Source organism: Streptomyces sp. NPDC048639 (assembly GCF_043199075.1).
Classification (GTDB): domain Bacteria; phylum Actinomycetota; class Actinomycetes; order Streptomycetales; family Streptomycetaceae; genus Streptomyces.
Genome location: NZ_JBICVP010000003.1, coordinates 91,637 through 112,027, shown reverse-complemented (window position 1 = coordinate 112,027; position 20,391 = coordinate 91,637). Strand labels below are relative to the sequence as shown.

At 72.7% G+C, this 20,391-nt stretch carries 16 protein-coding genes; 7 read left to right on the top strand and 9 right to left on the bottom strand.

All coding sequences use genetic code 11. From position 1 onward, the window contains the following. The first annotated feature begins 13 nt into the window (after positions 1 to 13). On the top strand, positions 14 to 1,666 hold the full coding sequence (locus ACGFNH_RS08795) for an ABC transporter permease (RefSeq protein ID WP_393652899.1): 1,653 nt from the start codon (positions 14 to 16) through the stop codon (positions 1,664 to 1,666). After that, positions 1,667 to 2,698, top strand: coding sequence for an ABC transporter ATP-binding protein (locus ACGFNH_RS08790; protein ID WP_393652354.1), 1,032 nt, complete (start codon positions 1,667 to 1,669; stop codon positions 2,696 to 2,698). A gap of 64 nt (positions 2,699 to 2,762) precedes the next feature. On the opposite strand, the gene ACGFNH_RS08785 is transcribed toward ACGFNH_RS08790, so the two are convergent. The 4 genes from ACGFNH_RS08785 to ACGFNH_RS08770 all read right to left on the bottom strand — a co-directional run bounded on the left by ACGFNH_RS08785 (position 2,763) and on the right by ACGFNH_RS08770 (position 8,470). Further along, positions 2,763 to 3,974, bottom strand: a complete 1,212-nt coding sequence (locus tag ACGFNH_RS08785) for a hypothetical protein (RefSeq protein ID WP_393652353.1) — start codon at positions 3,972 to 3,974, stop codon at positions 2,763 to 2,765. Then, positions 3,956 to 4,684 carry an ABC transporter ATP-binding protein gene (locus tag ACGFNH_RS08780; RefSeq protein WP_393652352.1) on the bottom strand — a complete coding sequence of 243 codons (729 nt, stop codon included), beginning with the start codon at positions 4,682 to 4,684 and terminating at the stop codon, positions 3,956 to 3,958. The genes ACGFNH_RS08785 and ACGFNH_RS08780 overlap by 19 nt, the downstream gene beginning before the upstream one ends. Positions 4,685 to 4,904: 220 nt before the next feature. After that, positions 4,905 to 6,545, bottom strand: a complete 1,641-nt coding sequence (locus ACGFNH_RS08775) for a thiamine pyrophosphate-binding protein (RefSeq protein ID WP_393652351.1) — start codon at positions 6,543 to 6,545, stop codon at positions 4,905 to 4,907. A 449-nt stretch (positions 6,546 to 6,994) separates the two neighbouring features. Next, complete coding sequence (locus ACGFNH_RS08770) at positions 6,995 to 8,470, bottom strand: sodium:solute symporter (protein ID WP_393652350.1); 1,476 nt, start codon at positions 8,468 to 8,470, stop codon at positions 6,995 to 6,997. Between the two features lie 144 nt (positions 8,471 to 8,614). On the opposite strand from ACGFNH_RS08770, the gene ACGFNH_RS08765 reads away from it, so the two are divergent. Further along, entirely contained in the window at positions 8,615 to 10,213 is a 1,599-nt protein-coding gene (locus ACGFNH_RS08765; protein WP_393652349.1) for a PucR family transcriptional regulator, read from the top strand. A gap of 197 nt (positions 10,214 to 10,410) precedes the next feature. Here the strand turns inward: ACGFNH_RS08765 and ACGFNH_RS08760 are convergent, their stop codons facing one another. Continuing rightward, positions 10,411 to 11,790 carry an aspartate aminotransferase family protein gene (locus tag ACGFNH_RS08760; RefSeq protein WP_393652348.1) on the bottom strand — a complete coding sequence of 460 codons (1,380 nt, stop codon included), beginning with the start codon at positions 11,788 to 11,790 and terminating at the stop codon, positions 10,411 to 10,413. Beyond that, positions 11,775 to 12,248, bottom strand: coding sequence for an Lrp/AsnC family transcriptional regulator (locus ACGFNH_RS08755; RefSeq protein WP_393652347.1), 474 nt, complete (start codon positions 12,246 to 12,248; stop codon positions 11,775 to 11,777). The genes ACGFNH_RS08760 and ACGFNH_RS08755 overlap by 16 nt, the downstream gene beginning before the upstream one ends. A 178-nt stretch (positions 12,249 to 12,426) precedes the next feature. Here ACGFNH_RS08755 and ACGFNH_RS08750 point away from each other — a divergent pair, with 178 nt between their 5' ends. After that, a complete protein-coding gene (locus ACGFNH_RS08750; RefSeq protein WP_393652346.1) occupies positions 12,427 to 13,863 on the top strand; it encodes a gamma-aminobutyraldehyde dehydrogenase in 1,437 nt (478 codons plus the stop codon). A gap of 120 nt (positions 13,864 to 13,983) precedes the next feature. Beyond that, the gene (locus ACGFNH_RS08745; RefSeq protein WP_393652345.1) at positions 13,984 to 15,183 is read left to right on the top strand and encodes a spermidine/putrescine ABC transporter substrate-binding protein; all 1,200 of its coding nucleotides are present in this window, start codon (positions 13,984 to 13,986) and stop codon (positions 15,181 to 15,183) included. Between the two features lie 188 nt (positions 15,184 to 15,371). Here the strand turns inward: ACGFNH_RS08745 and ACGFNH_RS08740 are convergent, their stop codons facing one another. Then, positions 15,372 to 16,052 (bottom strand): glycerophosphodiester phosphodiesterase, encoded by a 681-nt coding sequence (locus tag ACGFNH_RS08740; RefSeq protein ID WP_393652344.1) that lies wholly within the window; start codon positions 16,050 to 16,052, stop codon positions 15,372 to 15,374. Next, the gene (locus ACGFNH_RS08735; protein ID WP_393652343.1) at positions 16,040 to 17,062 is read right to left on the bottom strand and encodes an adenosine deaminase; all 1,023 of its coding nucleotides are present in this window, start codon (positions 17,060 to 17,062) and stop codon (positions 16,040 to 16,042) included. Before ACGFNH_RS08735 ends, ACGFNH_RS08740 begins: the two co-directional genes overlap by 13 nt. Before the next feature lie 211 nt (positions 17,063 to 17,273). Between ACGFNH_RS08735 and ACGFNH_RS08730 the strand changes: the two genes are divergently transcribed. Then, positions 17,274 to 18,011 (top strand): DUF4190 domain-containing protein, encoded by a 738-nt coding sequence (locus tag ACGFNH_RS08730; protein WP_393652342.1) that lies wholly within the window; start codon positions 17,274 to 17,276, stop codon positions 18,009 to 18,011. 52 nt (positions 18,012 to 18,063) lie between these two features. Here the strand turns inward: ACGFNH_RS08730 and ACGFNH_RS08725 are convergent, their stop codons facing one another. Then, on the bottom strand, positions 18,064 to 18,648 hold the full coding sequence (locus ACGFNH_RS08725; RefSeq protein ID WP_393652341.1) for an NADAR family protein: 585 nt from the start codon (positions 18,646 to 18,648) through the stop codon (positions 18,064 to 18,066). Between the two features lie 211 nt (positions 18,649 to 18,859). On the opposite strand from ACGFNH_RS08725, the gene ACGFNH_RS08720 reads away from it, so the two are divergent. Next, entirely contained in the window at positions 18,860 to 20,374 is a 1,515-nt protein-coding gene (locus tag ACGFNH_RS08720) for a gamma-aminobutyraldehyde dehydrogenase (protein WP_393652340.1), read from the top strand. Positions 20,375 to 20,391 lie beyond the last annotated feature (17 nt).

Below are 20,391 nucleotides of genomic sequence, written 5' to 3'. Positions count from 1 at the left end.
CCGGGAGACGGCGCTGCGGCTCGCGCTCATGGCCGTGCCCGCCGCCTTCTTCGGTGTCTTCTTCGGATACCCGGTCGCCGCAATCGTCGGCCGGGGCCTCAAGGAGGGCGGACACTGGCGGTTGGGGCGGGCCGCCCAGGCGCTGACCGATCCGGGCGTCCTGGACGTCCTGTGGTTCACGGCCTGGCAGGCCGCCGCCTCCACCGCGCTGACCCTCGCGATCGCGCTGCCCGGCGCCTATGTCTTCGCCCGGTTCGCCTTCCCCGGCAAGGAAGTTCTGCGGGCGGTCGTGGTGGTGCCGTTCGTGCTGCCGACGGTCGTCGTCGGCTCCGCCTTCCTCGCGCTGCTCGGCCGGGGCGGGATGCTCGACGACCTGTGGGGCTTCCGCCTGGACACCACGGTCTGGGCGATCCTTCTCGCCCATGTCTTCTTCAACTACGCGGTCGTGATCCGCACCGTCGGCGGGCTCTGGGCCCAGCTCGACCCGCGTCAGGAGGAGGCGGCGCGCGTCCTGGGCGCGAGCCGCTTCGCGGCCTGGCGCCGGGTGACGCTGCCCGCGCTGGCGCCCTCGGTCGCGGCCGCCGCCCTCATGGTGTTCCTCTTCACCTTCACCTCCTTCGGGGCCGTGCAGATCCTCGGCGGGCCGCGCTACGCGACGCTGGAGGTCGAGATCTACCGGCAGACCGCGCAGCTCCTGAACCTGCCGACGGCCGCCGTCCTCACCCTCGTCCAGTTCGCCGCGGTCGCCGCCATCCTCGCGCTGCACGCCTGGACGGTACGGCGCCGGGAGAGCGCCCTCGCGCTCGTGGACCCCGCGCGGACGGCCCGGCGCCCGCAGGGGCCCGGCCAATGGGCACTGCTCGCGGGCGTGCTGGCCGTGGTCGCGGTCCTGATCCTGCTGCCCCTCGGTGTCCTGATCGAGCGGTCGCTCGCCGCACCCGGAGGGTACGGGTTCACCTTCTACCGGGCCCTGCAGTCGGCCGCCGGCAGCGGCGGCACATTCCTCGTGGCCCCGCTGGAGGCCGTCGGGAACTCCCTGCGGTACGCCGCCGCGGCCACGGTCATCGCCCTGCTGATCGGCGGACTCGCGGCCGCCGCCCTGACCCGGCGCGCCGGACGGCTCGTACGGGGCTTCGACGCGCTGCTCATGCTGCCCCTCGGCACCTCCGCCGTGACCGTCGGCTTCGGCTTCCTGATCGCCCTGGACGAGCCGCCGCTCGATCTGCGCTCCTCGTGGCTGCTGGTGCCGCTGGCCCAGGCCCTTGTCGGCGTGCCCTTCGTCGTACGGACCATGCTGCCCGTCCTGCGCGCCGTCGACGAGCGGCTGCGCGAAGCGGCCGCTGTCCTCGGTGCTTCCCCGCTGCGCGCCTGGCGCGAGGTGGACCTGCCGCTGGTGCGCAGGGCGCTGCTGGTGGCGGCGGGCTTCGCGTTCGCGGTGTCGCTGGGGGAGTTCGGCGCGACGGTGTTCATCGCCCGGCCCGGCACCCCGACGCTTCCGGTCGCCGTGGCTCGCTTCCTGGGGCGTGCGGGCGAGCTCAACTACGGGCAGGCGATGGCCCTGAGCACCATCCTCATGCTGGTGTGCGCGGGCGCGCTGCTGGCGCTGGAGCGCATCGCCCCGCGGACGTCTGCGGGGGCACCGGCCGACCGCCCGGGAGGGTTCTAGATGTCCCTGCTGCGACTGGACGGCGTGACCGTACGCTTCGGCGGGCGCGCGGTGCTGGACTCGGTGGACCTGGAAGTCGCCGGACACGAGACCGTCTGCGTCCTCGGGCCCAGCGGCAGCGGCAAGTCCACCCTGCTCCGCGTGGTCGCCGGGCTGCAACGGGCCGACGCCGGGCGGGTGTTGCTCGCAGGGCGGGACCAGAGCGGTGTGCCCGCGCACCGGCGCGGAGTGGGCCTGATGTTCCAGGACCACCAGCTCTTCCCGCAGCGCGACGTGGGCGGCAACGTGGCCTTCGGGCTGCGGATGCGCCGGGTCCCGCGCGCGGAACAGCGCCGTGCGGTCGGGGAGTTGCTGGATCTCGTCGGACTGCCCGGGGCGCAGCGGCGGGCCGTCACGGAGCTGTCGGGCGGCGAGCAGCAGCGGGTCGCGCTCGCCCGCGCTCTGGCGCCGGAGCCACGGCTGCTGATGCTCGACGAGCCGCTCGGCCAGCTCGACCGGAGCCTGCGGGAGCGCCTGGTCGTCGAACTGCGCGAACTCTTCGGCCGGTTGGGGACCACGGTCCTGGCCGTCACCCACGACCAGGGGGAGGCGTTCGCGCTCGCCGACCGGGTGGTGGTGATGCGCGAGGGGCGGATCGAGCAGACCGGCACGCCGCTGGAGGTCTGGCAGCATCCGGCGTCGGAGTTCGTCGCCCGCTTCCTCGGCTTCGACAACGTGGTTCCGGCGACCGTACGGGGTGAGGCGGCCGAGACCGCGTGGGGCAAGATCCCGGTACCGCCCGGGACCGCCGAGGGCGCGTGCCGCCTGCTCGTCCGCCCCGCCGGCGTCCGGCTCGTCCCGGTCGCCGAGGGACTGCCGTGCACGGTCGCGGCCCGCACCTTCCGCGGCAACCACGTCGCGCTGCTGCTCCACCCCGCGGGCGGGCCGCGCCTGGAGGCCGCCTGCGCCCTGCACGAGGCTCCTGAGCCGGGTGCGGACGTGGGCGTCGCCTTCCGGGGCGAGGATGTCGTGATGCTGCCCTCCGCCGGCTGACGAGGCATCGGCGGAGGGCAGCGGGGGCGTCCGGCAACAGGCCGCCGGATTCAGGCTGTCGGGGTCATCGGGAGGAGAGCGGCAGCGCGGCGAGTTCGGCCACGGCCCACGAGATGGGCGCGAGGACGGCGAGCATCACCACGCCGCGCAGCGCGGCCGCACGGCGCAGCAGCGACGAGGAGGCCCCGATCCGCAGCAGTGCCGCCGTGGTGTCGCTGCGCGCGCCCTTGGTCTCCAGGGCGACTGTGAGGACCGTCGCGGTGGCGCAGGCCATCACCAGGGCCGCACCGACCCCGGTGAGCGGCCCGAACGGGCGGTGGCCGGTCGAGTCGAGCGCCGTCCCGTAGAGCTGGGTCGCGGCGAGCACGCCGGAGGCGACCGCGCACAGCACGCCGAGCGGGCGCCCCAGCCGCGTCGACTCCTCCTGAAGGACGCGGCCGGACAGCAGCCGCAGGGCGCCGGGGCGGCCCGAGGCCAGCAGCTTGCCGCAGAGGTGGGTCAGGCCCGGGCAGGCCAGGACGAGCCCGATCACGATGAACACCCAGCCGCCGACGACGCCCGGCGGAATCGTGTCCAGCCGGCCGGGCAGCGGCAGCAGGCGGTCGGAGGAGGCCGGGGTGGTCCTCGCAGCGTACGAGCCGAGGGCGATGCCGGCCGCCGTCAGCGCCACACCCCAGGGCAGCCCTGTGGAGACGGCGGCGCTGGCGGACGCGGGTTGCCCTTCGGCGGCCGCGGGACGGCTGGGTTCCGGGGAGTTGCCGGGCGCCGGCTTGCGGGGTCGCAGCACGACGGCCGTGGTCACACCGGAGAGCACCGGCACGACGAAGAGCAGGGTCAGCAGCCCGGCGTAGGGCAGCGGATGGCCGGCGCCGAGCATGTCCGCGACGCCGCTGTAGGGGGCGCGGCCGATGTCGCCGCGCAGCCCCAGGAAGGCCACCAGCGCGAACACGCTGCCCAGCGTGCAGGACACGGCCGTCGACACCGCCGCGAGCAGCGCCATGCCGACCGGGCCGAGCCCGACCGACGACAGGCCCGGCTGTGTGCGTGCCGCGGGGTCCGTACGGGCCACGGCTACGGCGAGCTGGACGACGGCGACGATCGGGACCAGACACCACAGAAGGCGGACGGCCGAACCGGTCGCCTGCTCGGGGTGCGCGAGCGCGTGGCCGAGCGCGGACAGCAGCAGGAAGCCGATGCCGGCGGAGGCCGCGGCGACCATCAGCCGCCGCAGCAGGACGAGGGGATGGGTGCCGCGGGCTAGACGGAGAGCGAGCACTCGGCTCTACCCTCCTTGTCCGGAAGGGGGATGCCGCCGACCCGGCGGCCGTCCACCAGCGCGACGGTACGGTCCGCGAGCGCCGCCACCTCGGCGTCGTGCGTGGCGAGCACGACCGTGATGCTGTGCGAGCGCGCCGCAGTGGTGAGCGTGCGCAGCACATGGGCACGGTCGGCGCGGTGCAGGGGCGCGGAGGGCTCGTCGGCGAAGAGCACCGACGGCTCGGAGGTGAGCGCGCGGGCGATGGCGATGCGCTGCCGCTGGGCCTGGAGCATCGCGGACGGCCGCTTGCGGGCGGCATCCCCGACGTCGAGGCGGTCCAGCCATTCCAGCGCGGACGTCTTCGCGGCCCGGTGCGGCGTGCCGCGCAGCAGCAGCGGGAGGGCCGCGTTCTCCCAGCCGGTCAGTTCCGGTACGAGCTGGGGTTCGGTGTCGATCCAGCCGAACCGGTCCCGGCGCAGCCGCTCGCGCCCCACCGGGCCGAGCGTGTGCACCGGGGCGCTGTTGAACCAGACCTCGCCGCTCTGCGGGGCCAACTGCCCCGCCAGGCACCGCAGCAGCGTGGTCTTCCCGCTGCCGCGCGGCCCGGTGACGGCAAGGATCTCGCCTTCCCGCACACCGACGGAGACACCGGCGAGTGCGGGTGTCTCGCCGTGCGCATAGTGCAGGGAACGTGCCCAGAGCACGTCGTTGTCCGGTGGGGCCTCCATGGCGAACACCTCGGCTTGGTTGCGACAGTCCGTTCCCCTGGCCGGGTGAACGAACATGAGCCCAATCGGTCACTTGGCACCGTAAGGACTCGGCCGTGCGGGACGCGGCTCGCACGGCCCGGGTCGGCCGATGTTCCTTCGAAAGGCTCATATGAACCGATGGGGTTCCCTCGTCCGGCCGAACCCGGACGGAGGGGCCCGCGGCCCCCGTGCGGGACCGTCAGGTGGGGTCGGCGAGGTGCGTGGGTGCGAACATCCGCAGCAGAGCCGGGAGGACAACCACCGACGGCCCCGGGGTGCCGAGGGCGGCGGCCAGGTCGGTGGCGAGCCGGTCCGGTGCGGACCGCAGCGCGGGGACGCCGAAGGACTCGGCCAGGGCGGCGAAGTCGGGCCGGGCCAGCTCGGTCGCGGTGGCCTCGCCGAAGGCGTCGGTCATGTACTCGCGGAGGATGCCGTAGCCGCCGTCGTCCACGATCAGCCAGGTGACGGGGAGTCCGTACTGGCGTGCCGTGGCCAGTTCGGCGATCGAGTACATGGCGCCGCCGTCACCGGAGACGGCCAGTACCGGCTTCGACGGATCGGCGGCGGCGGCGCCGAGCGCGGCGGGGAAGCCGTAGCCGAGGCCGCCAGCACCCTGGGCGGTGTGCATCGCGCCGGCCCGCGGGTCGAAGGCGGACCAGGCCCAGTAGGCCAGGATCGTCATGTCCCAGAAGCTGGGGGAGCCGTCGGGCAGCGCGCCGCGCACGGCGGTGAGGACCTGCTGCTCCAGCTCCAGGCCCTGGGCGGCGATACGGTCCCGCACCCGGGTCAGCAGCTCCGCCGCGGCCTTGGCTGCGCGGCCCTCGGGGCGCCGCCCGACCCGGTCCGCGAGGGCGTCGAGGGCGAGCCGGGCGTCGGCGTGGATGCCAAGGGCCGGGTGGTTGGACTCCAGCTTGCCGAGGTCCGCCTCGATCTGGACGACCCGGCCGCGGGGGCGGAACGTGTGGTAGTTCGAGGACAGTTCGCCGAGTCCGGAGCCGGCGACGAGGAGGACGTCGGCGTCCTCCAGGAAGTCGGTGGTGTAGCGGTCCTCCAGCCACGACTGCAGCGACAGCCGGTGCTCCCAGGGGAAGGCGCCCTTGCCGCCGAAGGTCGTGGCGACGGGCGCGTCGAGCTTCTCCGCCAGCGCGCGGAGGGCCGCCTGCGCCCCGGCGCGTACGACTCCTCCGCCGGCGAGGATCACCGGCCGCTCCGCGCCGTCCAGCAACTCCGCCGCCGCGTCGACCAGTTCGGTGCGGGGCGCGAGCGGGCGCGGGTCGGCGCTCAGCGACTCGACGGGCGGTACGGAGGTGGGCGAGAGCAGTACGTCCTGCGGTATCTCCACCCACACCGGGCCGCTCGGTGCCTCCAGTGCCGAGGCCCAGGCGGCGGCGAGCGCCGAGGGGATCTGCGAGGCCGTGCGGACGGTGTGCACCGACTTCACGACATCGCGGAACGACGCCTTCTGGTCGGCGAGTTCATGCAGATAGCCGTGGCGGCCGCCGCCCAGCCCGGCCGTGGGCACCTGGCTGCCGATGCCGAGCACCGGTGCGGAGGCGGCGGCCGACTCCTGCAGCGCAGCCAGCGTCATCAGGGCGCCGGGGCCGGTCGACACCAGCAGCGGCGCGACCTGTCCGGTCACCCGGGCGTACGCGTCGGCGGCGAAGCCGGCGTTGTTCTCCACCCGCAGGCCGATGTACTCCAGCGGGGAGCGGCGCAGCGCGTCGAACGCGCCGAGGGCGTGCTGCCCCGGCAGCCCGAAGACGGTGCCGGCGCCGAGCGCTGCGAGGGACTCGACGACGACGTCGCCGCCGTTCCGCGGGGGCCGCTGGGCGCTGCTCATGGGGTGGGGTGCCTTTCCGTTCGTGGCCGATTCCGCGGCATGCGGAGGCGGGCCGATGCGCGTACGGGAGTCAAGTCCCGTCATTCTGCGGCCGGTTGGCCGGTGGCGCGAGACGGTGGGCGTGGGGGGGGCCCGCGGGGGGGGGGGGGGCCCCCCCCCCCGCCCCCCCCCCCCCCGGGGGCGGGCCCCCCCCCCCCCCCCGCCCGGGGGGGGGGCGCCCCCCGGGCGGGGGGGGGCGCGGCGGGTTTGGGGGGGGGGGGGGGGGGGGCTGGGGGGGGGGGGGGGGGGGGGGCCGGGGGCGGGGGGGGGGGGGGGGGGTTGGGGGGGGGGGGGGGGGGGGGGGGGGGGGGGGGGGGGGGGGGGGGGGGGCCCGGGGGGGGGGGGGCGCCCCCCCCACGCCGTGGCCCCCCGGGAGCGGGGGCCGTCCCTGCCGTGACCAGCGGCAGGGGTTACGCGCCCGCCGTGGCGGGGGATGCCTCGGCGGACGCGTCGGTCGGTGTCCCGCCCGCGAGGCGGGCGCGCCAGGCGGCGAGGACCTCGGCGTCGGTGGGCTTCGTGGCGAGGGAGACCACGAGATAGGCGGCGAGGGAGGCCAGCAGGCCGTAGTACACGGGCTCGTTGGCGAGGATGCCCTTCCAGGCCATGAGTGCGAGGACCGTCACGCCGCCGACGCCGATCGAGGCGAGCGCGCCCGCCCCCGTACCGCGCTTCCACAGCAGGCCGCCGAGGATGGGCACGAGCAGCCCGCCGACGAGCAGGTTGTACGCGACGGTCAGCGCTTCGACGACGTTGTTGAGCGCGATCGAGGTGCAGATGACCGCCACACCCATGACGAGGATGAAGATGCGGTTGCCCTTCACCTCGTCGTGCGGGGCGTCGTCGCCGTCCGGGGCCACCTTGCCGCGCAGCCGCGACCAGATGTCGTTGTTGGCGACGGTCGCGCAGGCGATGAGGGCGCCGGAGGACGTCGACATGACGGCCGACAGCGCGGCGGCCAGCACCAGGCCCTTCACGCCTATCGGCAGGGCGTCCTTCACGATGGTCGCGAACGCGTCGTCGGGGCTGCCGAGGTTCGGGTAGAGGACCTTGGTGGCGGTGCCGATGACCGCGCCGGCCACCGCGTAGGCCAGGCAGTAGACGCCCGCGGCCGTGCCGCCGAGCTTGGCGACCCTGTCGCCGCGGGCGGTGAACACCCGCTGCCAGATGTCCTGGCCGATGAGCATGCCGAACGAGTAGATCAGCACGTAGGTGAAGACGGTCTGGCCGCCGATGCTCATCGGCGAGAAGTAGTCGTCGGGGAGTTCGGCGGCCATCTTCGAGAAGCCGCCCGCCTTGACGACCGCGATGGGCAGCAGGAGCAGCAGGACGCCGATCGTCTTGACCACGAACTGCACCATGTCGGTCAGGGTGATCGACCACATGCCGCCGAGCGTCGAGTAGGCGACCACGATGGTCCCGCCGAGGATGATCGCCACGAACCGCTCTAGCCCGAAGATCACGTCGAAGATGGTGGCGTAGGCGATGGTCGAGGTGACCGCGAGCATCAGGGTGTAGGACCACATCACGATCCCCGAGATGAGGCCGGAGGAGCCGCCGTAGCGCAGATCCAGCATCTGGCTGACCGTGTAGACCTTCAGCCGCGCGATCCGCGCCGAGAAGAAGATGCTCAGGGCCAGCAGACCGAGGCCGATGGTGATCACCATCCACGCGCCGGACAGGCCGTGCTGGTAGCCGAGGCCGACGCCGCCGATGGTGGAGGCGCCGCCGAGCACGATGGCCGCCATCGTGCCGGAGTACATCGTCGGGCCCAGCCGCCGCCCGGCCACCAGGAACTCGCTCTTGGACTTGGCGCGGCGCATGCCCCACCAGCCCACGGCGAGCATGCCCACCAGATAGACGACGATCACCGCGTAGTCGACGGCCATGGGTGCTCCTCGGAGTCGGGTGGCTGATTCATGGGGGCGGCATGTCTGGGGTGTGACCCTAGGGGCCGTCGACGTGGCCGAGAAGTGTACGTTTCCTCCACCAGGACCCCCTGGACCATACGAACCATCCATAGGGATCCGGCCATGTCCGAGCTCACCCCGCCCACCGTCCCCGTACCGCTGTCCCTCCTGCTGGGCCAGCGGGAACTCGGTCTGCGCCAGGTCGCGGGTGCGCGCGAGGACCGGCCCGTGTACGCGGTGCACACCAGCGAGATGGAGGACCCGGTGCCGTATCTGCTGGGCGGCGAGATGCTGCTCAGCGCCGGGGTGCACTGCCCGGAGACCGAGGGGACCGGGGCCTACTGGGACCGGTATGTGTCCCGGACGGTGGAGGCGGGCGCGGCGGCGCTCGGTTTCGGGATCGCACCGGTGCACGACACCGTGCCGCGGGCGCTGGCAGACGCCTGCGACCTGCACGGACTTCCCCTGGTCGAGGTTCCGCGGGACACCACCTTCACGGCGGTGGCACGCGCGATGTGGCAGGCGTCGGCGGAGCGCCGCCACCACGAGCTGCGACGTCTGACCGAGGCACAGCAGGCGCTCGCGGGCGCGGCGGCGCGGGCGCACCCGGTCCCCGCCGTCCTGCGTCAGCTCGCGCAGCGCATCGGCGGCTGGGCTGTCCTGCTCGGACCCGACGGTGCGGAGCTGTCCGCGGCGGGCACCCGGACCGGGTCCGCGGTGCGCGCGGCACTGCCGGCGCTGGCCGCGCGGCTCCGCCCGGGCCGGCTGTCGTCGGCGTCAGACACCGTGACCGGGCCCGAGGGCGAGCTGCACCTGAGCGTGTACGGCCTGCCGGGCCCGGCGCCCGCGGGAGGCCGCCTCGCTCTCGGGGTGTGCGCCGCCCACCGGGACGCGGTCGACGGGGCCATCGCGGGTGTCGCGGTCGTCCTGCTCTCCCTGCTGACCGGGGCGCGTACGGCGGGTGCGGGCGCCGGGCGTACGGCGGCCCTGGTGCGGCTGATGCTCGGCGCCGCACCGGAAGCCGTCGCGCCGCTGCTCCTCGCCTCCGGCCGGGGCACGGCTCCGCGGGCCCCGGCGCCGGACGAGGAGTCGGGTCGTGGCGGTACCAAGGGCCGTACGGTGACGGGGAGTTCGGAGGAGAGCGCGCCGCCGGACCTGTGGACGGTGGTGCGCGGACGCCGTCGGGTACGGGCGCGTGCGGGCGAGGCCCTGTGGGCGGCCGAACTCGCCGCCGGCCTGCGGACCTCGCTCATCGACGTGGACGGGGACGAACTGCGCGCGCTGGTGCCCGGCGGCGAACCGGTGACGGCCCAGGCCGGCTGGACCCTGGGCGCGGGGCCGCCCGTGCGCGCGGGCGAACTCGCCCGCGGCGACGAGGAGGCGGAGCGCGCCCTGCGCCGCGCGCTGGCCGAACGCGCCCCGCTCGTACGGCACCGGGACGACGCGGCGGCCGGTGTGGCCTCGCTCGTCCCGCCCGGCGAGGCCCGCGCGCTCGCACGCACCCGGCTGGCTCCGCTGTCCGCGTCACCCGCCCTGACCGAGACGCTGCGCACCTGGCTCTCCCTGCACGGGAGTTGGGACCGTACGGCCGTGGCGCTCGGGGTGCACCGCAACACCGTGCGGCAGCGGATCGCCCGCGCCGCGGAGCTGCTGGAGGCGGACCTGGGGGATGCGGACGTGCGCATGGATCTCTGGTTCGCGCTCAAGTGGCTCGGGCCCTGACGGCGCCGAACTGCCCGGCGGGAGCGGCCCCGGCGAACCGACGCAGGCTCGCAGAACCAAGGCTCGCAGAACCGGGGGCCAGCAGAACCAGGGCCCGCACAACCGCAGCCGTCCCGGAAAGGCGTCGGCCCTCCCCCGTGGAGGGATGGGGCCACGGGGGAGGGCCGGACCTGGAGCCGACGGGCTCCGGGCCGTCGTCAGATCTTGGTCCAGGCCTCGGTGAGGACCTGACGGATGATCTGCTCGATCTCGTCGAACGTCGACTGGTTCGAGATCAGCGGCGGCGAGAGCTGGATGACCGGGTCGCCGCGGTCGTCGGCACGGCAGTACAGGCCGTACTCGAAGAGCTTCTTGGACACGAAGCCGTAGAGGATCCGCTCGGACTCCTCGTCCGTGAACGACTCCTTGGTCGCCTTGTCCTTGACCAGCTCGATGCCGTAGAAGAAGCCGTTGCCGCGGACGTCGCCGACGATCGGCAGGTCGTACAGCTTCTGCAGGGTCCGCAGGAACGCCGGCTCCTGGTCCAGCACGTGCTGGTTGAGGCCCTCGCGCTCGAAGATGTCGAGGTTGGCCAGGGCGACCGCGGCGGAGACCGGGTGGCCGCCGAAGGTGTAGCCGTGCAGGAAGGTGTTGCCGCCCTTGTAGAAGGGCTCGGCGACGCGGTCGGAGACGATCGCGGCACCGATGGGGGAGTAGCCGGAGGTCATGCCCTTGGCGCAGGTGATGATGTCCGGGACGTAGCCGAACTTGTCACAGGCGAAGATGTGGCCGAGGCGGCCGAACGCGCAGATGACCTCGTCCGAGACGAGCAGCACGTCGTACTGGTCGCAGATCTCGCGGACCCGCTGGAAGTAGCCGGGCGGGGGCGGGAAGCAGCCGCCCGCGTTCTGCACCGGCTCCAGGAAGACGGCGGCGACGGTGTCCGGGCCCTCGAAGAGGATCTCCTGCTCGATCTGGTCGGCGGCCCAGCGGCCGAAGGCCTCCGGGTCGTCGCCGTGGATCGGCGCGCGGTAGATGTTGGTGTTGGGCACCTTGTGCGCGCCCGGGACCAGCGGCTCGAAGGGTGCCTTCAGGGCGGGCAGACCGGTGATGGACAGGGCGCCCTGCGGGGTGCCGTGGTAGGCCACCGCCCGCGAGATCACCTTGTACTTGGTGTGGTTGCCGGTGAGCTTGTGGTACTGCTTCGCCAGCTTCCAGGCGGTCTCGACGGCCTCGCCGCCGCCGGTGGTGAAGAAGACCTTGTTCAGGTCGCCGGGTGCGTGGTTCGCCAGGCGCTCGGCCAGCTCGATGGCCTTGGGGTGCGCATAGGACCACACGGGGAAGAAGGCCAGCTCGGCCGCCTGCTTGGCGGCGACCTCGGCCAGCTCCTGGCGGCCGTGGCCGGCCTGAACCACGAACAGGCCCGCGAGGCCGTCGAGGTACTTCCTGCCCTTGTCGTCGTAGATGTACGTGCCCTCGCCGCGGACGATCGTCGGGACGGGGGCGTTCTCGTACGACGACATGCGGGTGAAGTGCATCCACAGGTGGTCGTACGCCGTCTTGGAGAGGTCGGCGCTCATGGCTATCGGGTTCCCCATGTGTAGGTCTGCTTCTTGAGCTTGAGGTAGACGAAGCTCTCGGTGGAGCGCACGCCGGGAAGCGCGCGTATCCGCTTGTTGATCATTGCGAGAAGGTGGTCGTCGTCCTCGCAGACGACCTCCACGATGAGGTCGAAGGAGCCCGCGGTGACGACCACGTACTCGACCTCGCCCATCTCGGTCAGCGCGTCCGCCACCGGGTCGAGGTCTCCCTCGACGTTGATGCCGACCATCGCCTGGCGCCGGAAGCCCACGGTGAGCGGGTCGGTGACGGCGACGATCTGCATCACGTTCTGGTCGAGCAGCTTCTGGACGCGCTGCCTGACCGCGGCCTCGGAGAGGCCCACGGCCTTGCCGATCGCCGCGTAGGGACGCCGTCCGTCTTCCTGGAGCTGCTCGATGATCGCCAGGGAAACGGAGTCGATCGTCGCGTTGCCGTTCTTGTCTCGTGTGGCCACGGGCAACACTGTGCATGAGTAGTCGACAGTCTGGCAACTACCAAGCGATGAAATTCGTTGTTGCGATCGTCGAATATCACTGATTCCGTAGGTAGTGGGTGGCGGGTATGTCGAAAGCGTCGCCACAGTCAGTAGGCTGGATGTCTCACCCATCGGACACCGATTAGGAGGGGTGGCAGTGACCACCGAGCTGCGTCGTCTGCGCAACTACATCGACGGGGAGTTCCGGGATGCCGCCGACGGGCGGACCACCGAGGTGGTCAATCCGGCCACAGGAGAGGTGTACGCGACCGCTCCGCTGTCCGGATCCGCGGACGTCGACTCCGCCATGGCGGCCGCCGAGGCCGCGTTCCCGGCCTGGCGCGACCTCGTACCGGGCGAGCGCCAGAAGGCACTGCTCAAGATCGCCGACGCGGTCGAGGCGCGTGCCGAGGAGCTGATCGCCGCGGAGAGCGAGAACACCGGCAAGCCCATCGGACTGACCCGGTCCGAGGAGATCCCTCCCATGGTCGACCAGATCCGCTTCTTCGCGGGTGCGGCCCGGCTGCTGGAGGGCCGCTCGGCCGGCGAGTACATGGAGGGGCTGACCTCGATCATCCGCCGGGAGCCGGTCGGCGTCTGCGCCCAGGTCGCCCCGTGGAACTACCCGATGATGATGGCCGTGTGGAAGTTCGCCCCGGCGCTCGCCGCGGGCAACACGGTCGTCCTGAAGCCGTCGGACACCACTCCGGCGTCCACGGTCCTGCTCGCCGAGATCATCGGCTCCGTCGTCCCCAAGGGCGTCTTCAACGTCGTCTGCGGCGACCGTGACACCGGCCGCCTGATGGTCGAGCACGAGACCCCGGCGATGGCCTCCATCACCGGCTCCGTGCGGGCCGGCATGCAGGTCGCCGAGACCGCCTCCAAGGACCTCAAGCGGGTCCATCTGGAACTCGGCGGCAAGGCCCCGGTCGTGGTCTTCGATGACTCCGACATCCCCAAGGCCGTCGAGGACATCTCGGTCGCGGGCTTCTTCAACGCGGGCCAGGACTGCACGGCCGCGTGCCGCGTTCTCGTCCACGAGTCGATCCACGACGAGTTCGTCACCGCGCTCGCCAAGGCCGCGGCCGACACCAAGACGGGTCAGCCGGACGACGACGACGTCCTCTTCGGCCCGCTCAACAACGCCAACCAGCTCGCCCAGGTCTCCGGCTTCATCGACCGTCTGCCCTCGCACGCCAAGGTCGAGGCGGGCGGCCACCGGGTCGGCGACAAGGGCTTCTTCTACGCCCCGACCGTCGTCTCCGGCCTCAAGCAGGACGACGAGATCATCCAGAAGGAGGTCTTCGGTCCCGTCATCACCGTCCAGAGGTTCACGGACGAGCAGCAGGCCGTCACCTACGCCAACGGCGTGGAGTACGCGCTCGCTTCCTCGGTGTGGACCAAGGACCACAGCCGCGCCATGCGGATGTCCAAGGCGCTCGACTTCGGCTGCGTGTGGATCAACACCCACATCCCGCTGGTCGCCGAGATGCCGCACGGCGGCTTCAAGAAGTCCGGCTACGGCAAGGACCTCTCGGCCTACGGCTTCGAGGACTACACCCGCATCAAGCACGTGATGACGTCCCTGGACTGAGCACACGGACGTCCCGGAGACCGGAAGACGGCGCGCCCCGACCCATCGTCGGGGCGCGCCGTCGCCGTTCCGGACGCACCGTCCCTTGCCGCCCCGCCATGTCCACGGCATCCTGCGCCAATGCCGGAGATCACGACGGTCACCAGGCGCCACGCGCCGTCCCGCAGAACCGTGTTGCGCGCCCTGAGCGGCGGGGCCGCGGCCACTGCACTCGCCGGATGCGGCATCCCGCCCGCCTACGTGGCACCCGCGGACCGTACGGTGCCCGACCGCTCCGTACGAGAACGGCGGCTCGCCTTCGCCAACTGGCCGCTCTACATCGACGTCGACGACGGCGACGCGCAACTGCGGCCCACGCTCGCGGCGTTCGAGAAACGCACCGGCATCTCCGTGGACTACACCGAGGAGATCAACGACAACGACGAGTTCTTCGGCAAGGTCGGCCCGGCCCTGATGAACCATCAGGACACCGGCAGGGACCTCGTGGTGATGAGCGACTGGATGTGCGGGCGGTTCGTCCGGCTGGGCTGGGTGCAGGAGATGGACCGTGCCGCGCAGCCGAACGTCACACGCCATCTCGACCCGCTGCTGCGCGACCCGGCCTTCGACCGCGGGCGCCGGCATGCCGTGCCGTGGCAGTCCGGCATCACCGGCATCGCGTACAACCGCGAGGCCCTGGGCCGGGAGATCCGCAGCACCGCCGAGCTCTTCGGCGACGACCTGCGCGGCAAGGTGACGCTGCTCGCCGGCCTCGACGAGGCCTTCGCCCTCCTCATGCAGGGCAACGGCGCGGACATCACGCGCTGGACGGCGGACGACTTCCATACGGTCACCGACCAGGTGCGCCGCCTGGTCTCCCGCCACCACATACGCCGCTTCACCGGCAACGACTACATCAAGGACCTGGCCTCCGGTGACGTACTCGCCTGCCAGGCGTACTCCGGTGACGTCATCCAGCTCCGGGCCGACCACCCCGGCATCGAGTTCGTGGTGCCGGAGGAGGGCGCCGAGCTGTGGTCGGAGAGCCTGATGATCCCCAACAGAGCCGGCCACAAGCGCAATGCCGAGGCGCTGATCGACTACTACTACGAGCCGGAGACGGCGGCCGCGCTCGCCGCCTGGGTCAACTACGTCTGCCCGGTGCCCGCGGCCCGCGACGTCCTGGCCTCCGCCAAGGACGAGGAGACCGCCGAACTGGCCGAGGATCCGCTGATCTTCCCGGACGAGGCGATGCGCGCACGGCTGGCCGTGGCGCGCGACATCACCCCGCGGGAGCGCCGGGACTTCGCCCGGGAGTGGAACGCCATCGTCGGCCTCTGAACGGGCGTGCCGGTCAGGGGAGTCGGCGGCGCGGACCCGGTGCGTACGGACCCGGCCCGTACGGACCCGGCCCGTACGGACCCGGCCCGTACGGACCCGGTTCCTTGCCCGGGCCCGGTGCCACGGCCGTACGGACGGTGGTCCCGAGCTCGTACGGACGGCGGTCCCGGGTTCGTACGGCGGCGGGCTCAGCGGTCGAGCAGGCGGCGCAGGCAGTCGATGCGGTTGGTGGTGACCGAGTCGACGCCGTGCCGCAGCAGGCGCTTCATCGTGCGGCCGGTGTCCGCGGTCCAGGCGGAGACCAGCATGCCGCCGGCGTGGTCGCGGGCCACGAGGTCCTCGCTCACCAGCCCGAAGCGGTAGTTGAGCCAGCGCGGGCGCACGGCCGCGAGGAGCGCGGGAGGCGGCGGGGCGAGCGTGGTCCGGGTGAGGGCGATCTCGGCGTCCGGGTCCGCCGCGCGGAGGGCCAGCATGCCGGCGGCTCCGCCGCAGTAGTAGGCGCGGCCGGCGAGCCCGGCCGCGCGGACCTCGGCGACCGCGGCAGGCGCCGCCGCCGGATCCGGCAGATCGATCATCGGGCGGGCCGCGGACCCTTGGCATACCGCCGCCAGGCCCTCGGCGAGCGCGGGGACACCGCCGCCCGTCAGGACACGTACCTCGGCGGCGGTGACCTCGGAGAGCGGCCGTTCCACCTCCCAGAGCCGCTCCAGGGTCGCGTCGTGGAGCAGCACCGGCACGCCGTCGCGGGTCAGCCGTACGTCGAACTCGACCGCGTCCGCGCCCTGCCGGACCGCCGAGCGCAGGGAGGGCAGGGTGTTCTCGCGTACGCGGTACGGGTCGCCGCGATGGGCGACGGCTACTGCAGCCATGAGGCGGTGTACCCGTCGATCTCGGCGATGAGCTTCTCCTTGCCGGACGGGTCGAGGAAGGACGCCTCGACGGCGTTCCTGGCGAGGCCGGCGACGCCGCGCTCGTCCAGGTCCAGCAGCCGGGCGGCCACCCCGTACTCGGTGTTGAGGTCGGTGCCGAACATCGGCGGGTCGTCGCTGTTGACGGTCACCAGCACGCCGGCCGCCACCATCTCCTTGATGGGGTGCTCGTCGAGGTGCGCCACGGCGCGCGTCGCGATGTTCGAGGTCGGGCAGACCTCCAGCGGGATGCGGTGCTCGGCGAGGTGCGCCAGCAGCCGCGGGTCCCGGACGGAGCTGGTGCCGTGCCCGATGCGCTCGGCGCGCAGATGGGTCAGGGCGTCCCAGATCGTCTCCGGGCCCGTGGTCTCGCCCGCGTGCGGCACGCTGTGCAGCCCGGCCGCGATGGCGCGGTCGAAGTACGGCTTGAACTGCGGCCGGGGAACGCCCAGTTCGGGGCCGCCCAGACCGAACGAGACCAGCCCCTCGGGGTTCAGGTCCACCGCGATCCGCGCCGTCTCCTCCGCCGCCTCCAGCCCTGCCTCGCCCGGGATGTCGAAGCACCAGCGCAGGATCACGCCGAGGTCGGCCTCCGCCGCCCTGCGGGCGTCCTCGATGGCTTCGACGAACGCCACGTCGGGGATTCCGCGCCGGACGGAGCTGAAGGGGGTGACGGTCAGCTCGGCGTACCGGATGCTCTGCTGGGCCATCTCATGGGCCACCTCGTACGTGAGCAGCCGTACGTCGTCGGCATCGCGCACCAGGTCCACCACGGAGAGATAGACCTCGATGAAGTGGGCGAAGTCCCGGAAGGTGAAGTAGTCGACCAGCGCCTCGGGGTCGGTGGGGACCTTGGAGTCGGGGTGGCGGGCGGCCAGTTCGGCGACGATGCGCGGAGAGGCCGAGCCGACGTGGTGGACGTGGAGTTCCGCCTTGGGCAGTCCCGCGATGAAGGTGTGGAGATCGGCCATCGGTCCTCCTGGGGACAAGCGTGCTGGTTCCGTGGTGGCGGGCAGGGATCATCGTAGGCACGGGGCACGGCGCGGCCTGGCGGGGGCCCTGTTGGGGGCGGACAGCGAGCGGGCGGACCGGCGAGGGGCGGCCGGGATCCGGGGTGCAGCAGTTCCGGAGACCGTCCGGGCCCCAGGCCGTAGCATTGCCGGACGTTCGAAGGGGAGGAACATGTCCGACGCCGAGAAGCCCCAGCAGCCCGAACGGCGGGACCCGTGGGCGCCGCCGGAGCAGCCGGTGCCCCTGGACAAGCAGCGGCCCGTACCGCCGGTGGCGGCTCCCCCCACGGCCTCCGGCATGCCGCCCTCCGGCGCCCATCAGCCTCCGCCTCCCGGTGCCCATCAGCCTCCGCCTCAGCCCCCGGCGGCCCACCAGCCTCTGCCCCCGGGCGGAGCCGGCGCGGTGCCGCCACCTCCGATCGCCCCCACCGGCCCCGCCTCGTACGCGCCCGCGTACGGCGCCGACCCCTACGGCTCCACCGGCTACGGCAGCGGCAGCCCGTACGGCGGCTACCCGGCCTACCCCGGCTACTCGGGGGCTCCCGGCGGCTACGGGTCGGGCGGTTACGGCGCCGGCTGGCAGTCCGGGCAGCCTCTTCCGACGAACGGGCTGGCGATCGCGGGCATGGTGGTCGGCATCGTCGGCACCGTCCTCTTCTTCACCAGCGTCTTCGCGATCATCCTCGGTGTGCTGGCGATCATCTTCGGCGCCCTCGGCCGCGGAAAGGCGACCCGGGGAGAGGCCGGGGGCGGAGGTCAGGCCCTGGCCGGGGTGATCCTCGGCGTCGTCGCGGTCGTCGCCGGAGCGCTGATGCTGGTGCTGCTCATCGCCAGCTCCCAGGACGACGGCGACAACTACACCGGCGACGCGTCTGCCCCCTCCCGGGCGGCCGTGAGCGTCACGCCGTAGCGCGCGCTGCTCACGACCGGGTCCCGCGCCCGCCGTCAGGCCGGGCAAGCCGTCAGGCCGTGCCGGCCTCCGCGCCACCGTCCGCGCGCAGCCGCTCCCGGGCCTCCATCAGCGCGAAGCCCAGCAGATTCAGCCCCCGCCAGCGGGCCGGATCGTGCGCCGCCTCGGCGTCCTCGGCCAGCCCGATCCCCCAGATCCGGTCCACCGGGCTCGCCTCGACGAGCACATGGTCGCCGGTGCCGAGCAGATACGCGCGCAGCTCCGGGTCGCGGCCGAACTTGTGCAGGCTGCCCGCCAACACGATTCCGTAGCGGTGCGTCCGCCAGGTCTCCTCGTCGAAGCCGCTGACCAGGCGGCCGGCCTTCTGCGCGGCCGCCGGGCTCGTCGCCTCCAGCGCCCTGCGCTCGGCCTCCCCGTCCCCGAAGAGACGGGCCTTCTCCGCCATCATCCAGTGCTCCGCCGTGGCATACGCGATGCCGTCGACCGTGAACGGCGAGGGCCACCACTGGGAGAAGCACGCCGCGTCCACGCGGCCCTCCTGCTGCGGGTGGTGCCGCCAGAAGTGCACGAACATGATCTTTTCGCCCTGCTCCGCCCGCCCGATCAGCGCGGACGTGCTCTCGTCGTTCGTCCCCATGGCATGGGAGTCTCGCACCGTCCCCTGACACTGCGTCCATCGAATTCATGGACCGCCCGACACAATGACCGACAGATTCCGTCGCGTAACCAAAAGGCAACAACGGAATCACTTGTTGAATGCCCCCTGCTCTGTCAGGATCGGCGTTCAATCGAAGCTGGAGCTACGCCGACCGCTGTCACAGGGGGCCGGGTCGGCGGAGGAGAGCGATATGAGCAATCCCTTCCAGGCGGACGAACGCTTCGCCGACGGTGCCCAGTACATCGCCGGTGAACTGCGTCCCGGCACCTCCGGCCGGGAGCACGCGGTCGTCGACCCGGCCACCGGCGAGGCGGTGTACACCTACGAACTGGCCGGTACCGCCGAGGTCGACGCTGCCGTCGACGCCGCCGCCCGCGCCTTCCCCGAGTGGGCGGGCGCGACCCCCGGCGAGCGGTCCGAGGCCCTCCACCGCTTCGCGGCCGTCCTCGGCGACCGGGCCGAGGAGTTCGCGCAGGCCGAGACGCTCCAGTGCGGCAAGCCGATCAAGCTGTCGAGGGAGTTCGACGTCCCCGGCTCGATCGACAACGCCTCCTTCTTCGCGGGTGCGGCCCGGCACCTCGAAGGCAAGTCGGCGGGGGAGTACACCGGGGACCACACCTCGTACATCCGTCGCGAGCCCATCGGTGTCGTCGGATCCATCGCGCCGTGGAACTACCCGCTGCAGATGGCCGCCTGGAAGGTCCTCCCGGCTGTCGCGGCGGGCAACACCATCGTGCTGAAGCCGGCCGAACTCACCCCGCTCACCTCGCTGTTGTTCGCCCAGGCCGCGGACGAGGCAGGCATCCCCGCCGGGGTGATCAACATCATCAGCGGTGCAGGGCGGGACGCGGGCGAGCACCTCGTCGGCCACCCGGGCGTCGCCATGACCTCCTTCACCGGCTCGACGGCCGTCGGCAAGCGCGTGGCCGAGATCGCCACGAGCACCGTCAAGCGCCTCCACCTCGAACTCGGCGGCAAGGCCCCCTTCGTGGTCTTCGACGACGCCGACCTGGAGGCCGCCGTGCACGGCGCCGTCGCCGGCGCCCTCATCAACACCGGCCAGGACTGCACCGCCGCGACACGCGCCTACGTACAGCGGCCGCTCTACGACGCGTTCGTCTCCGGCGTCGCCGACCTCATGGCCACCGTGCGCCTGGGCGACCCCGCCGACCGCGCCACCGACCTCGGCCCGCTCATCTCGCATGCGCAGCGCGACCGCGTCGCGGGCTTCGTCGACCGCGCCCGCTCCTACGCCACGGTCGTCACCGGGGGAGAAGCCCCGCAGGGCGAGCTGGCCAAGGGCGCCTACTACCGCCCGACCCTGGTCACCGGCGCCGCCCAGGACAGCGAGATCGTCCAGGCCGAGATCTTCGGGCCGGTCCTGGTCGTCCTGCCCTTCGACGGCGACGACGAGGGCATCGCGCTGGCCAACGACACCCCCTACGGCCTCGCCGCCTCCGCCTGGAGCCGCGACGTCTACCGCACCGGCCGTGCCACCCGCGAGATCAAGGCGGGCTGCGTGTGGATCAACGACCACATCCCGATCCTCAGCGAGATGCCGCACGGCGGCTACAAGGCCTCCGGCTTCGGCAAGGACATGTCGGCGTACTCCTTCGACGAGTACACGCAGGTCAAGCACGTGATGTACGACAACACCGCGGTGGCGCGGAAGGACTGGCACCGCACCGTCTTCGGTGACCGCTGACCGACAGCCGTGAAAGG